This window comes from Acinetobacter sp. TY2, assembly GCF_046269225.1.
GTDB lineage: Bacteria > Pseudomonadota > Gammaproteobacteria > Pseudomonadales > Moraxellaceae > Acinetobacter.
This window is the reverse complement of record NZ_JBJZOR010000030.1, coordinates 1-15,008: the sequence shown is the minus strand read 5'-3', so window position 1 is coordinate 15,008 and position 15,008 is coordinate 1. Positions and strand designations below refer to the sequence as shown.

Genomic DNA, 15,008 nt, shown 5'->3' with positions numbered 1-15,008 from the left:
TAGCTTGGTAAGAGGATAGAGAGAGCTTTAAATAAAAACCCTCTCCCTTGCGTAGCAGTGCGACTCAGCTCCTGAAAGGTAAGAGAACACTCATATCTAAAACTTAATTTGTTTAATTAACAATTTCGCTAAAAGGATAAATCCATTTACATTTACACTGATTTCGCCATATGCTGCGGTTTTACCAAGCCAAAGGTTTTATAACGTAATAAAATCATTTCAGCCCAATTTTTATGTGTTGCAGGTTCAATCATCGAGCCATGACTTTTAAATACACTTTTTGCATCATGTGCCAAAATCAATTGAGCTTCTTGAAATTCTTCAGCTTGTACCTGAAAAGATTGATGAATATGTTCAATTTGCTTCGGATGAATAGCGGTTTTGGTGTAAATCCCGTTATTCATATCTTGTTCAATTTCTTGTTTGAGTAAATGGATATTCTCAAAATGCTCACAGACAGGAGAACTCAATTGAAATCCATTCGGAATGAATAATCCTGCAAGTTGTGAAATCAATAGTCCTACAGGAGTCTGATAAATCGTGGTATTTTTTGGACGGCGTAAATTCAGGCATGACAGCAGATCATTGCCACCAATTCTTAAACATAAAGTTTTATGAAAATCATATTTGAGTGCCTGATAGAGCTCAATATTATGTGAGACATCAAATATTTCTTTGGTTTCAAGTGTCGGCATATATTGTAAATTGGCAGGTAAAATATCCATCCAGTTTTGTAAACTTGCCATATTAAACTTAGGTAAAATCATGCCGTTATAGGTTTGGTTTAGATTCCAATCGACAATATGTTTCGCCATTTCAACATTTCTTGGTCGAATAAAAATGGCAGGGGCTTTTAAATTTGGTTCATCAAGTCTTCTTTGCAGTAAATGTTTTAAATTGACCATTGCGGTCTGTACATCTTTTTCCAAGACAGCATCTTCTAAACAAACTGCTAAAGACTGAATGAATGGGAATTTTTCACCTTGTGTGACCTCCCAAAGTTGCTCATGAGTCGCAGGGATATACATGGTTGCGCCAAGTTCAATCGCATGTTGCAGTGCTTTCATTGATTTTTCTCAACTCTTTTTATCAGTGTGACTGCATGATAAGGACCTAATTTTGAACCTAAAATATCTACAGGAATATTTTGTTCACGTGCAAAGTGTAATAACAATTGAACGTGAGGATTGTTTGCATCTTTAATGAGAATTTTTTCAGGCACTCGTCTCAGCACTGCTCGTGTTGCTTCAGCAATACTGGGTTTGATGTAATTAATATTGGAAATGGAATATTCTGTTTTAATCCATTCAATGGTTTCAGCACAAAATTGTTGTTGCTTTAAGCGAATTGAATTGTTCCAAACTACAGTATCAACTTGTGGATTTAAATCGATTTTTTGCAGTATTCTTTCAATAAAGTCGACTGATAAATCATACGGCTTCAAGTGGTCATAGATTAGGCAACTGTGCCATTTTTGCGGATTATAACAATCATTTTGAGCTTCTTCGAGTGCAATAGGCTGCTTTAAAATAGTTCGAGAGGTTAAACCTGAAATTACCGAACCGAGCATGCCAAAAGGAATCAGCCAATCATCACTGCTTGCGCTTAGCCATGAATAACCACCTAAGTCGGATAGAGTGACTAAACGAGGAATTTGCCAATTTTCATCAAATAATTCAGGGATATGCTGTACATTTTGCGTTAATTCTTTGCAAATCGCTCCTTTGCCTGTCCAACCATCGACAAAGACAATATTTTCAGCGCCATGTTGCGAAATGATCGCTTGTAATGCACCAAAATCAATGCCTCGATCTCGAATAATACTGATGCCGTAATGATAGCAAACTTGCTTTTTTTCAATGCAATGCTTGAGTAAAACGCCCAGTGGTACGCCTGCACGCACCAAACTAATCAATACCAAAGGTTGATTTTCAAAGCGTTGTAGTAATTGATTGGCAATTTTTTGTACTTCTTCTGCGAGGCGTTGTGAGCCTTGTTCAAACGCATATTGGAAATGTTGCATTTGTGCTGTAGAAGGTGGATTTTCTACACTAATCATTTGTGAATAATGCATTTTCCCCGATTGAATCAAATACTCTTTTTCTTTGACATCAGTCGGTGCAATATCATCAATTTGCATGAGAAAAGTTACATCTTCAGGGCGATATGAACCGTGAAAACCTAATTTAGTGAATTTTTCATTGAGTGGTGATTTCACACGCTCAATGTCGTCAACTTGACTTTTTTCAACCAAATGAGAGAGATTAGACATGACCTAAATATCCTTTTGTGTCAAAATCTTGAGAGAGTTTGGTATTTAAAAATGTATCAAGTTGACTTTTTTTCGGCATACCGTACCAATCACAGCTCGTCAAAAATCCTGCATCAGAAAGGCTATCGCCTAAGCCTAAAATAGGGCGTTCACGTTGCGGATCGTGTTTATTGATATAAAATTCAACAGCACTTTTCTTGCTGACATGATGAGGGATAATTGCGAGATTATTCCCATTAATATGCACATAACATTGATCAAGAATATTTTGAGGCAGTTTTTCAAGCAGTTGATCTAAAAATAATTCACCAGCATGTTTTTGTTTAGCAACCGCATAAATGGCTAAATTATTCTCCACCAATGTCCAAGTGCGAACTTCACCTAAATCTTTGGCATATTCATGTAAGGCATCGGCTAAATCGACCATGACATCATGCAATTTGAGTTCAGATTGTTGTTGAATTTCAACCCATTCCAAATCAATATTTAAGTTATGGTCTAAAATAGTACCGCCATGTGAACAAACCGCACCATATTGAAAGGGCAACTGCACACGCTTAAAGCCTTCTACAGAACGTGCTGTCACAGGAACAACATCCGCAGATTCAAGCAACCAATTGACAAAAAATTGTTGTTTTTGATTCATAAAAGACAGCGGTTCACCATGTTTATCTGTGGTGGCAATTTTATGCTGTTCAGTCGGTTGTTGCTTACGATGTGTTTGAAACAGTGTGTCATCTAAATCCACAAAAACAAGAGGCTTATGATTCATAGCTAATCACTTCTAAATTTTTAATTTGTTCAAATAGGTTAGGATCGACACTATCTTTTGCAGTTTCAATCACTAAAAGAACACGATCAAAATCTTGATGTTTGACGTTATAGGCAAAATTGGAAATATTTAACCCATAATTATCATGAAAATGGCAAATGCTTTGAATTGCATGACCTTGCATAATCGGTGAACGCGTGGTTGAACTGAAATAAGTTTCAGCACCTTGTTGTTCGAGTTTTTCAGCGATTAAAAAAGGAATCCAACTAAACTCACCTGAACCTAAAACTAAAATTTTCTCGCCTGCTCGGTTAATTTTGACATTTTCCCATGCGGAACATTCTAAATAACACGGTTCACGCCCCCAATCACTTGGTGCAATAATCTTGCCAGCTTGTTGTTGCGTTGAACTGACATTGACTGTTTCAAGGTTGACTTGACGATTGTTCGCTTTCCATTCCCAATTTCCATGCAGTAATGAAATCACATCGACAGGAATATCTAAATCATCAGTTTTGAGGCGATCGGTTGCCCAATTGACCAAAGTTACCAAAATAATGCGTTCAATTTGATTTAAGCCAGATTTCTGTAAACTCTCAATCAGGTTTTTAAATGTTTTTCCTGTAGAAATTTCATCATCTATAAGAATTAATGTTTTTGCATCAATGACTTTTTGATGTTTTTCAGTATCATGGCTACTTAAGATAAATTGATCTTGAGCATGACTATGTTCTTCTAAGAATAAACCCAAGGTCGGTAAGGTCGAAACTGGATGTCGAGTTGTGGTTAAAAAGATGGCATTTTGCCCATAGTCTTTTTTCAGTTCACGATAAACACCTGCACCTAAGCCGACAGCCGTTTCAGCCATACCCACGACACAGATTGGACCTTGTAGATCTTTAGGAATTAAATCCGCTAAATCTTCGTAGCTATGTTTCATTAGTGATGGAGGAACAGGAATATGTTTTCCTAAAACTTTGGAAACAAATAAAAAAGCTCTTTTAGGATTAATTCTTTCAGCAAAATCGAGGAGTCGATCTAAATTCCATTCTGCATGGTGATGATGGACTTGAACATTGATACTTCCACGGCTTAATTCTATTTCTTTCATCTAAATCAGAGATCCATTTTAACGCTATAGCTTAGCGGAAAAGCTTTTACGGGAGATTGTGGTTCATTACGTTGTAATTGCAAATTCAATTTTTCAGCAAAAAGTTCTGCGACTAAATTCACGCCTGTATGTTTGCTATAGGCAAATCCACCTGCAGGACGAGGGTTAATTTCTAAAATGTGCCAATTTAAATCTTGATCTTGTTTAAATTGAATATTAATCAGTCCATCACATTGGAAAAGCGCAACGAGTTCTATACACGTTTGATGACATGGATGCTCTAAATAGCACTCCTGAAAGTAATCGTGCTTAATACGTGTGACTTGTGCAATAATTTTTCCATTGCTACAGGCAATATCAACAGAACATTCACGACCTGCTAAATAAGGCATCACTAAATATTTAATGGGTTTTTCTTGCTGACTATAAGCTTCAATAAACTGTTGTGTATTACATTTAAATGCAGACTCAAAAGTCTTAAAATAATTCACATGATTTTGTAAGCGTAAAAAACCTGCGCCATATACGCCATACACAGGTTTTACACACAATTCAGTATGTTGCTGTTGCAGTTCGTCAATAGCGATTTGCAAAGATTCAGTCGAGTTTGCTAAACGTGCAGGAATCGCAGGTAAGTTTTGAGCTTCACACTTGAGGGTAAACTGATATTTATTGTTGATGAGATCGTGGAAGTCATGATTGACCGCACCTGTGATCAACGTAATTTGATGTGCTTCAAACTCGGGACGCAAGGATTCAAGATACTGGCTATGTTTACCCGCAAAGAGAATGTTGATTTTGTGTTCAATACATTTTTGCAAAAGCCACGGTGCACTTTCTGAAATTTTCGGTTGTTCAAAATAATGCTCTAAATTGACGAGTTCAGGTCGATTACGACTGTGTGACGTATAAACAATCAATTGGTCGGATAAATTTGAATTGTTGAGTAATTCAATGATATCAATTTGACAAGAGTAGCACTCTGCGATCCATATTTTATATTGCTGTAGCACGTTTTTTTCAATCTCAGAATAAATGTTAAAAATAAAAAAATCAGTGCGATATTATAGTGTAAAAATTCTAAAAACATTTAAATTAAAATTATATATGAACGATTTATTTTAAAATTATAGGCAGTTTAAAAAATAGATAATTAACAAAATCCTCACATTATGTGCTTGAGATTACGCTATTTTATGGTAAAACATGATTAAATATTTTTTACTTATTTAATGATTTATGACTAAAGAAGCACGAACGTATTTATTTTAAATTTACAGATTTTTTTATTTAAATATAAATTTTATCACGATGTGATAATTATTTTTTTGTTGGGGGCGATATGCAGTTAATTGCAGGCAGTAATATTCAACTTTCTGAGCAAGAAGTTGAGATTTGGATTAAAACGAGTTTTTCTTCAGCACTCGAATTAGATGTTACAGCTTATTTATTAGATGCAAATACTCAAAAGGTTCGTGGCGATCACGATATGATTTTTTATGGGCAGACTCAAACGCATAATCAAAGTATTGTGCTGATGGAGTCAACGTCAAAAACGCCTTATTTGACTAAGATAAAAATTAATACTGCACGTATAGATGCACAAATTCAGAAAATTGCACTGTGTGTGACTTTAAATGAACCATATCAGTTGAGCCAAGTGCAACCGATTGAGCTTGAACTGTATGGCGCAAATCAAAAAATCGCATTTGCACAAGTAAATACGCAAAATAAAACTGAAAAAGCCCTTATTTTGGCTGAAATATATTTACACAAAGGACATTGGAAATTCCGCTTTGTTGATCAGGGGTTTAATGGTGGCTTAAAACCTTTATCTGAAAATTTTGGTGTTGTGATTGCTCAAGATGTTCAGCAACCTACACCTACACCTACACCTACACCTACACCTACACCTACACCTACACCTACACCTACACCTACACCTACACCTACACCGTCATCGAATATTAATTTATCTAAAATTAAACTCGATAAAAATAATTCAAGTATTAATCTAACAAAACAGGGTTCGGGCTTTGGTAAAATTTCTGTCAATTTGAATTGGAATAAAAGTTCTCCAAAATCAACATCATTTTTTCAAAAACTGACAAGGTCAGATTCTATTGATTTAGATTTGGGTGCAATGATTCAATTTAAAAATGGTGAGATTAATCTTGTCCAATCATTGGGTAATCGTTTTGGTCATTTTGATGCTAGACCATTTATCAAGTTAGATGCTGATGATCGTACAGGATCATCCATAAATGGTGAAAACTTACATATTAATGGAAATCAGTGGGAACAGATTGAAAGAATCCTCATCTATACCTATATATATGAGGGTGCTGCAAATTGGGCTGCCACAGATGGTGTTGTCACCATTAAAATTCCGAATCAATCTGAAATTGAAGTCCGTTTAACAGATGGTAACCAACTCAAAACATGCGCTATTGTAGAATTACGCAATATTAATGGTGCAATTCAAGCAAATCGTGAAGTGCGCTATTTTAGAGACCAAAAGTATTTAGATGAGTATTATCGATTTGGTTTTAATTGGACTCAAGGTTCCAAAGACTAATTTTAATAGATCAAGCTTGTTTCTATTCATTCGTAAAATTTGAAAAACGTAAAACTCTAGAAGGACAACAAAATGGCAATTTCTTTAAATAAGGGTGGAAATTTATCACTCAGTAAAACAGATCCAAATTTAACACATGTTTTGGTCGGTTTAGGTTGGGATGCACGTTCAACAGATGGCGTAGATTTTGACTTAGATGCTTCAGCATTTTTACTTAATGAAAGCGGTAAAGTTCGTGCTGAAACAGATTTTATTTTTTATAACCAAACACGTTCACCAGAAGGCTCAGTTGAACACACAGGCGATAACCGTACAGGCGCAGGTGATGGTGATGATGAGTCCGTTAAAATTGACTTAAGCAAAGTGCCCGCAGAAATACAAAAAATTGCGATTACAGTGACCATTCATGAAGGTGAAAGCCGTGGTCAAAATTTTGGTCAAGTTCAAAATGCGTTTATTCGTATTGTGAATGATCAAAGTAATACTGAAATTGTACGTTTTGATTTAAATGAAGATTACTCGACTGAAACAGCAATGATCTTTGGTGAATTGTATCGTCATAATGGTGAATGGAAGTTCCGTGCTGTGGGTCAAGGTTATGCAGGTGGTTTGGGGGCAATGTGTCGCCAATTTGGAATCAGCATTTAATCTGAGAGTTTATTGAATGAAACATTTCCGATTTTCAATCATTTTTTCTGTTATCTGTTTAGCGATTTCAGCCTATTGGGGTTTTACCCATGGCCCTGAGGCGGGTATTGCGAGTATGTTCAAAGTACTCGCAATTACAGCCATTCTAGCGGTAATGGAAGTTTCATTGTCGTTTGATAATGCTGTTGTCAATGCTTCTGTACTACGACATTGGAATCATTTTTGGCGTACATTGTTTTTAACCGTCGGTATTGTGATTGCTGTTTTTGGTATGCGTTTAGTCTTCCCATTACTGATTGTTGGTGTGACTGCCGATATGAGTATGGTTGAAGTGGCTAAACTCGCTTTAAATGATCCAAAGACATATTCTGAAAAACTGATGGCGCATCATGCTGAAATTGCAGCATTTGGTGGCATGTTCTTATTATTGGTGTTCTTAAACTTCTTATTTGATGATGAGAAAGATGAGCATTGGTTTCATTGGTTGGAAGCAAAACTTGCCGATTTAGGCAATATCCAAGCGATTTCAGTGTTCATTTCCCTTTGTATCCTCCTTATTATGGCGAGTTTTGTTGCAGAAACGTCACGCCTTGTTGTTGTTATGGCAGGTATTTGGGGCATCGTGGTATATGTTGGGGTACAAGTACTCGGACATTTACTTGAGGGTAGTTCGCATGATGATGAAGACGATGAGCCACAATCTAATGGTGCACCCGTTACAGGTACGATTGTAAAAGGTGGTATTGGTGGTTTCTTATATTTAGAAGTCCTCGATGCATCTTTTAGTTTTGACGGGGTGATCGGTGCTTTTGCAATCACCAGTGATGTTGTTGTGATTATGCTAGGTTTAGCCATTGGTGCTATTTTCGTGCGTTCAATGACAGTATATTTGGTCGAAAAAGGCACATTGGAAGCTTATGTGTTTTTAGAACATGGTGCTCACTATGCAATTGGTGCTTTAGCACTGATTATGATTGCAAGTGGTACAGGCATTCATGTTCCTGAGGTTGTTACAGGTTTAATCGGTGTTGCTTTCATCGTTTGGGCTGTTATTTCATCTATTTCATATAGTAAAAAGCAAGAATCAATTGAATCAACAACGGAAGAAGGAAAGTAAACATGGCAATTAATTTATCAAAAGGCGGCAATATCAACCTGTCTAAAACTGCACCGACAATGAATAAAGTCGATTTAGGTTTAGGTTGGAATCCACGCGCGACAGATGGTAAAGCTTTTGATTTAGATGCAGTTGCATTTTTAACAGGCGAAAATGGCAAAGTATTAGGAGATGGCGGTTTTATTTTCTTCAACCAAAAAAATTCACCATGTGGTTCTGTAAATCATAATGGTGATAACCGTACAGGTGATGGCGAAGGTGATGATGAGTCAATTTCTGTAGATCTTTCAAAAGTTCCTGCTGATGTTGCTAAAATTGTATTTGCTGTAACTATCCATGAAGGTCAGCAAAATGGTCAAAACTTCGGAATGGTTGATAAAGCCTATATCCGTGTAATTAACCAAGATAATAATGCTGAAGAACTTGCTCGTTTTGACTTATCTGAAGATGGTAGTACTGAAGTTGCAATGATCTTCGGTGAATTATACCGTCACGCTGGTGAATGGAAATTTAAAGCGGTAGGTCAAGGCTTTAATGGTGGCTTAGGTGCGCTTGCAGCGAACTATGGCGTTGCTGTTTAAGGTTTAGAACACAAATACTAAAAGATAAATCTTTTAGTATTTGAAAGTAATTTTTATTTGTTTTAGTAAATTAGATTATTTTCAAATACTAAAATAAAAAACAGGCAATTGATTATGGGGGGATAACCGCATTAATCAGGACTGTTTTTTGAATGGATGTATATGGTTAAAAGTAGCACAAGCAAAAAAGTATTATTTGAGAGTGAGAATTAATCATGGCTAAATTTGATTTGGTGGGCAGCCCGGAGCCATTTCTATTGGTAGATTTGGTACAAGGTGAAAAAATCTATTGTGAATCAGATGCAATGGTCATGATTGAACAGAACCTTGAATTAGGTGGGCAACTACGTGGCGGGTTATTTCAATCCTTCATGCGTCGCTTTACGACAGGTGAATCCCTATTTCAGCAGGAAATCAAAGCATCATTTGGCAATGGACAATGTCTACTGTCACCAAACCTAGATGGTGATATGCAACTTTTAGATATTGGACCACGACAATATGTGTTGTCCGATGGTGCCTTTGTGGCAGCCACAGAGCATGTCAATGTAAAAGCCAAGATTCAAACCAATTTAGGCGGTGGATTTTTTGGTGATACTGGTGGTTTTGTCATTATGGAAGCCTCAGGGCAAGGACAACTGTGTATTTCAGGCTGCGGGACTCTTATGGAAGTGGATGTCAGTACTGAAAATGGTGAAACCACCATTGATAATGGTCATGTTGTGGCGTGGGATTCAACCTTAAGTTATAACATTGGTATGCCAAGCTCACAAAATAGAGGAATGATGGGGAATTTACTCAATAGCTTTACCAGTGGGGAAGGCATGGTTTTGAAGTTTCGAGGTAATGGTAAAGTCATTATTTGTTCGAGAAATCGAAAAAGCTATGTGACGTGGTTAGCATCAGCATTAAATTTAAATAGAAGCAATTAAAACAGAGGATATATTTCATGGGTATTAGTTTAGTTAAAGGTCAAAAAATCTCTTTAGAAAAAGGTGATGGGTCATCATTAACTCAGATTTATTTGGGCGCAGGTTGGGATGTAGCTAAAAGTGGCGGTGGCTTTTTTGGTATGTTTAAAGGCGGGGATGATTCTATCGACTTAGATGCATCACTTATTCTTTTTAATGAAAATAATCAACCACTCGATGCAGTTTGGTTTGGACAGTTAAAAAGTAAAGATGGCAGTATTTGGCATTCAGGAGATAACCGTACAGGCGCAGGTGATGGTGATGATGAAGTCATTCATGTTGACTTAACTAAAGTTCCGCCTCAAGTGAAATCTATTGTATTTACCATTAGTAGTTTCCGTGGACAAACATTTGAAAGCGTTGAAAATGCATTTTGTCGTGTAGTGGATGCAACTAGCAATACTGAAATTGCAAAGTATAATTTATCTGCGAAGGGTAATTATACTGCACTGATTGTTGCAAAAGTTTATCGTCATAACGGTGCTTGGAAAATGTCTGCGCTTGGTGAAACCAGTAATGGTAAAACGATTCAAGATATGATTCCTTCGATTCTACCTGTTTTATAAGTAAGCCTGTTTGCATAAAAACGTAGCGCTTTATTCTTAATCCCTAGAGTGTTTACTTGTAATAGATAAGACCCTAAAAAACTCAGTAAATTTATTTACTGAGTTTTTTATTTTTTAAATGCAGTGAAAGCGTACATAAACTTTATCAAAAGTGGCATTTGCCTTTATAATATGTTCCATTATTTTTGGTATCAGTTTAAAGCCCTATTTTGCTTGTTGATGCCAAGCGCTTTTTAAGTTATTTATGCTTTGATTCGGCTTATCTCAAGATTTACATCGTTGATGTGTCAATTCATATACACATAATACTATTTCAGGTATCCGTATGGAAATTAAGGTTAATTATCTCGACAATCTTCGTCAGGAAGCTAAGTTCGATGATTTCACAGTCATTGCCGATCAACCGATCCGTTATAAAGGCGATGGTTCTGCACCAGGTCCATTCGATTATTTTTTAGCATCTTCTGCACTATGTGCCGCTTATTTCGTGAAAGTGTATTGTGCGGCGCGTGATATTCCAACAGAAAATATCCGTTTATCACAAAACAATATTGTCGATCCTGAAAACCGCTATAAACAGATTTTTAAAATTCAAGTTGAACTACCTGCGGAGATTTCTGACAAAGACCGTCAAGGTATTTTGCGTTCAATTGACCGTTGTACGGTAAAGAAAGTCATTCAGAATAATCCTGAGTTCGTGATTGAAGAAGTTGAAAGTATTGATGCTGATGCACAAGCTTTGCTTATGCCGAGCCTTGCACAAGACAGCAGTACCTATATTGCAGGGAAAGACCTACCTTTAGAAGAAACCATTGCCAATATGTCGGGGATTTTGGCAAATTTGGGTATGAAGATTGAAATTGCGTCATGGCGAAATATTGTACCAAATGTATGGTCACTACATATTCGTGATGCACAATCGCCAATGTGTTTTACCAATGGTAAAGGTTCTACCAAAGAAAGTGCTTTAGCTTCTGCGCTAGGTGAATTCATTGAGCGTTTGAATTGTAACTTCTTCTATAACGATCAGTTTTGGGGTACAGAAATTGCCAATGCTGAATTTGTACATTATCCAAATGAAAAGTGGTTTAAGCCAGGTAAAAAGGGTGCTTTGCCGAAAGAAATTTTGGATGAATATACCTTAGAAATTTATAACCCTGAAGATGAGTTACTCGGTACGCATTTATATGACACCAATTCGGGCAATACTGAACGTGGTATTTGTTCATTACCATTTGTTCGTCAGTCAGATGGTGAGACGGTTTATTTCCCATCTAATCTAATTGAAAACTTATACTTGTCTAATGGTATGAGTGCAGGGAATACCTTAGCTGAAGCACAAGTTCAATGTTTGTCTGAAATTTTTGAACGTGCTGTAAAACGTGAAATTTTGGAAGGTGAAATCGCACTTCCTGATGTGCCTGCTGAAGTTTTAGCAAAATATCCAAGTATTGTTGAAGGCATTAAAGGCTTAGAAGAGCAAGGCTTCCCGATTTTAGTCAAAGATGCGTCATTGGGCGGTGAATTTCCTGTGATGTGTGTGACCCTGATGAACCCACGTACAGGCGGTGTATTCGCTTCATTTGGCGCACATCCAAGCATGGAAGTAGCGATTGAGCGTAGTTTAACGGAATTATTACAAGGTCGTAGTTTTGAGGGTCTAAATGATCTACCAAAACCGACATTTAGCAGTAACGCCGTGACTGAACCGAATAACTATGTTGAGCATTTTATCGATTCAAGCGGTGTGGTGTCGTGGAAATTCTTTAGTGCTCAAGCTGATCATGAATTTGTTGAATGGGATTTCACTGCTGAAGGTGAAAATTCCAATGCAGAAGAAGCGGCAACTCTGTTCGGTATTCTTAAAGAAATGGGCAAAGAAGTTTATATGGCGGTATATGATCAATTGGGTGCAATTGCTTGCCGTATCTTAGTGCCTGACTATTCAGAAATTTATTTGGTTGAAGATCTCATTTGGGACAATACCAATAAGGCATTGGGCTTCCGTGAAGATATTTTAAATTTACACCGTTTAGATGACGAGCAGCTCGAAGCTTTAGCAGAACGCCTTGAAGAAGTAGAAGTTGATGACTATACCGATATTGTGACCTTGATCGGAATTGAGTTTGATGACAATACGGTTTGGGGTCAGTTGACTATTCTTGAGCTTAAGTTGCTAATTTATATTGCACTACAAGCTTTTGAAGAAGCTAAAGAGTTGGTTGAACAATTCTTACAATACAACACCAATACTGTTGAACGTGGATTATTCTATCAATGTTTAAATGTGGTGCTTGAGGTTGAACTTGATGATGATCTTGATCTGAATGATTATGAGATTAATTTCCGTCGTATGTTTGGTGATGAGCGTATGGACGCCGTGATTGGTTCAATGGATGGTTCAATACGTTTCTACGGTTTAACTGAAACCAATATGCAACTTGAAGGGCTTGATCGTCATTTACGTTTGATTGAGAGCTATAAGAAATTACATGCAGCGAGAGCTAAGGCAGTTAGCTTGAACTAAACTAGATATATTCTCAGGTTAAATGATGAAAAATAAAAACCCATCGGTATGAAATATACGGATGGGTTTTTTATTTTGATCATTTTAAAAATGAATGATTACAAAATAGCCTAAGCAATATTTAATTTTTAAATAAAAAATTTCATAAGATAATTAGACTTAAAAATATATTTAAATTGGAAGCTTACTTCTTATATTTTTTCCAATTTCTATAATTCGTAGAAGAGTCATTAAGTGATACATTTTTATATATCCTTATTAATTTAATTCATCCATTTAAATGATCTATAGAGTTTTAAAATGATTTGTAAGCTTTTTTGAACAATTTTAACTCCTCCTAAATCCACATCAGACCCGATGCCGAATACTACAATTATTCCCCCTAAATATCACTGTGAAAAACTTACCAATCAGTTGTTACTGAGACAGGGTGGACATTTGATTTATAGTGTTATTAGTATTTCTCTATTTTATTAAAGTTAAATCTGTTTTTGTTTCAGTATAATTTTGGAAACACCGCCGAAAATATAACTCAGTAGATGAGAACATCTTAAAAATCGAAAAGTTTGTTCCTTTGTTAAGTAAAAAACAAAAAATAAATTTGACAGATATAAAGCAAAGCTAATAACTCTTAGCATCAATGAGAATGTTATATAACAAGCTTGATTCAAGAAGAAAAAATTAGATTACATTCCTGAGTTCCCTTGCTGTTTCCTGAAGCAAAGGTAAAATTTGTTGGATTAAATATTCTTTGGTTGATCTTGCAGTTGGAGAAACTATATTGAGTGCAGCAACAATATTTCCCTTAGGGCCATAAATTGGAACAGCCAATGCATGAACACCCAGTTCATGCTCTTCACTTGAATAACACCAATCTTGTTCTTTAACTGCTTCCAATAAGGATAAAAATGAAGTGTTATCAATGATGCTATATTTGGTTAAACGCTTTAAGGGATATTTTTCGAGCCATTTAATTTGTTCCGCAATATCTAAATATGCAAGTAATATTTTACCAGCTGATGTTGCATGTGCTGGAAGACGATTACCCAAATGCAAACCATAAGGATTTACTCGATCTGTTTGTTGATGAGAAGCACTTCGAGCAATGGTGATTGCTTCAAAACCATCCAGTACCATCACTGAAAAAATAAGAGATGTTTGTGTTGTTAATAGATTTAAAAGTGGCTGACAAATTTTAGGTAATTGTGAACCACTCAAATAAGCACCTGAAAACTTTAATACTTTAGGAGTTAAATAATAATAATGACCATCGAAATCCAGATAACCTAAATATTCTAGTGTCAATAAATGTCTTCTTGTTGCGGCGCGAGTTAATCCAGTTTTCTCTGCTGCCATGGAAACATTTAAACGATGTCTTTCTGGACCAAAACATTCTAGTATTGCCATTCCTTTACTAATACCAGCAATAAAGTCTTCATGACGAATTTGTTTTTGATTATCAATATTTATTAGCACTTTTTTATTTTCATTTTGCACGTTTTCACCTTAAACATAATTTATTTAATTAACAGAAGATAGTTCAACAATCAGCCTAATCAAAATTATGATTAAGATTAGAATAAAACTAAATAATTGTTCGATCATCGAACATATATCCTAACAAACGAACAGTATCACATTTTTAAACTAGATGAATATTAAAAAAACGACAAAAATGATCGATAGGAATTCTAATGAAATTACTCGGGATTGAGTAAAATTTTTCTTAGTTCAATATTAATTCATTGAGTTCAGTTTTGAGATGCACGGCTAGACGGAGTTGCCATAATGATTGATAAAAGTACCGCTTCATTAACAGAAGCACTTTCCCAAATTAAAGATGGCTCAATCATCATGATTGGCGG

Annotated in this window: 13 protein-coding genes and 1 pseudogene; 8 read left to right on the top strand and 6 right to left on the bottom strand. The window is 36.0% G+C overall.

The genetic code is table 11. From position 1 onward, the window contains the following. Positions 1 to 152: 152 nt before the first annotated feature. Genes ACK1JC_RS14965 through ACK1JC_RS14945 form a run of 5 tightly spaced genes read right to left on the bottom strand, consistent with a single transcriptional unit; the run spans position 153 to position 5,168 of the window. Complete coding sequence (locus tag ACK1JC_RS14965; RefSeq protein ID WP_409512671.1) at positions 153 to 1,067, bottom strand: HpcH/HpaI aldolase/citrate lyase family protein; 915 nt, start codon at positions 1,065 to 1,067, stop codon at positions 153 to 155. Further along, positions 1,064 to 2,272: a cysteine protease StiP family protein gene (locus ACK1JC_RS14960; RefSeq protein ID WP_409512670.1), complete on the bottom strand. Its 1,209-nt coding sequence runs from the start codon at positions 2,270 to 2,272 to the stop codon at positions 1,064 to 1,066. Before ACK1JC_RS14960 ends, ACK1JC_RS14965 begins: the two co-directional genes overlap by 4 nt. Beyond that, entirely contained in the window at positions 2,265 to 3,044 is a 780-nt protein-coding gene (locus ACK1JC_RS14955; protein WP_409512669.1) for an HAD family hydrolase, read from the bottom strand. Before ACK1JC_RS14955 ends, ACK1JC_RS14960 begins: the two co-directional genes overlap by 8 nt. Next, the gene (locus ACK1JC_RS14950) at positions 3,034 to 4,155 is read right to left on the bottom strand and encodes a phosphoribosyltransferase domain-containing protein (RefSeq protein ID WP_409512668.1); all 1,122 of its coding nucleotides are present in this window, start codon (positions 4,153 to 4,155) and stop codon (positions 3,034 to 3,036) included. The genes ACK1JC_RS14955 and ACK1JC_RS14950 overlap by 11 nt, the downstream gene beginning before the upstream one ends. A 5-nt stretch (positions 4,156 to 4,160) precedes the next feature. Then, positions 4,161 to 5,168 (bottom strand): ATP-grasp domain-containing protein, encoded by a 1,008-nt coding sequence (locus ACK1JC_RS14945; RefSeq protein ID WP_409512667.1) that lies wholly within the window; start codon positions 5,166 to 5,168, stop codon positions 4,161 to 4,163. Positions 5,169 to 5,497: 329 nt separating this feature from the next. Between ACK1JC_RS14945 and ACK1JC_RS14940 the strand changes: the two genes are divergently transcribed. The 7 genes from ACK1JC_RS14940 to ACK1JC_RS14910 all read left to right on the top strand — a co-directional run bounded on the left by ACK1JC_RS14940 (position 5,498) and on the right by ACK1JC_RS14910 (position 13,143). Beyond that, on the top strand, positions 5,498 to 6,733 hold the full coding sequence (locus ACK1JC_RS14940) for a TerD family protein (RefSeq protein WP_409512666.1): 1,236 nt from the start codon (positions 5,498 to 5,500) through the stop codon (positions 6,731 to 6,733). Positions 6,734 to 6,805: 72 nt separating this feature from the next. After that, a complete protein-coding gene (locus ACK1JC_RS14935) occupies positions 6,806 to 7,381 on the top strand; it encodes a TerD family protein (protein ID WP_409512665.1) in 576 nt (191 codons plus the stop codon). 16 nt (positions 7,382 to 7,397) lie between these two features. Continuing rightward, positions 7,398 to 8,498, top strand: a complete 1,101-nt coding sequence (locus ACK1JC_RS14930) for a DUF475 domain-containing protein (RefSeq protein WP_409512664.1) — start codon at positions 7,398 to 7,400, stop codon at positions 8,496 to 8,498. 2 nt (positions 8,499 to 8,500) lie between these two features. Further along, on the top strand, positions 8,501 to 9,079 hold the full coding sequence (locus ACK1JC_RS14925; protein WP_409512663.1) for a TerD family protein: 579 nt from the start codon (positions 8,501 to 8,503) through the stop codon (positions 9,077 to 9,079). A 215-nt stretch (positions 9,080 to 9,294) separates the two neighbouring features. Beyond that, entirely contained in the window at positions 9,295 to 10,011 is a 717-nt protein-coding gene (locus ACK1JC_RS14920) for a TIGR00266 family protein (protein ID WP_409512662.1), read from the top strand. A gap of 17 nt (positions 10,012 to 10,028) precedes the next feature. After that, entirely contained in the window at positions 10,029 to 10,616 is a 588-nt protein-coding gene (locus tag ACK1JC_RS14915) for a TerD family protein (RefSeq protein WP_409512661.1), read from the top strand. 325 nt (positions 10,617 to 10,941) lie between these two features. Next, the gene (locus tag ACK1JC_RS14910) at positions 10,942 to 13,143 is read left to right on the top strand and encodes an OsmC domain/YcaO domain-containing protein (RefSeq protein ID WP_409512660.1); all 2,202 of its coding nucleotides are present in this window, start codon (positions 10,942 to 10,944) and stop codon (positions 13,141 to 13,143) included. 681 nt (positions 13,144 to 13,824) lie between these two features. Here ACK1JC_RS14910 and pcaU read toward each other — a convergent pair. Next, positions 13,825 to 14,640: an IclR family transcriptional regulator PcaU gene (pcaU, locus tag ACK1JC_RS14905; protein ID WP_409512659.1), complete on the bottom strand. Its 816-nt coding sequence runs from the start codon at positions 14,638 to 14,640 to the stop codon at positions 13,825 to 13,827. A 291-nt stretch (positions 14,641 to 14,931) separates the two neighbouring features. On the opposite strand from pcaU, the pseudogene ACK1JC_RS14900 reads away from it, so the two are divergent. Beyond that, positions 14,932 to 15,008 (top strand): annotated as a pseudogene (locus ACK1JC_RS14900) (3-oxoadipate CoA-transferase); the annotation flags it as partial.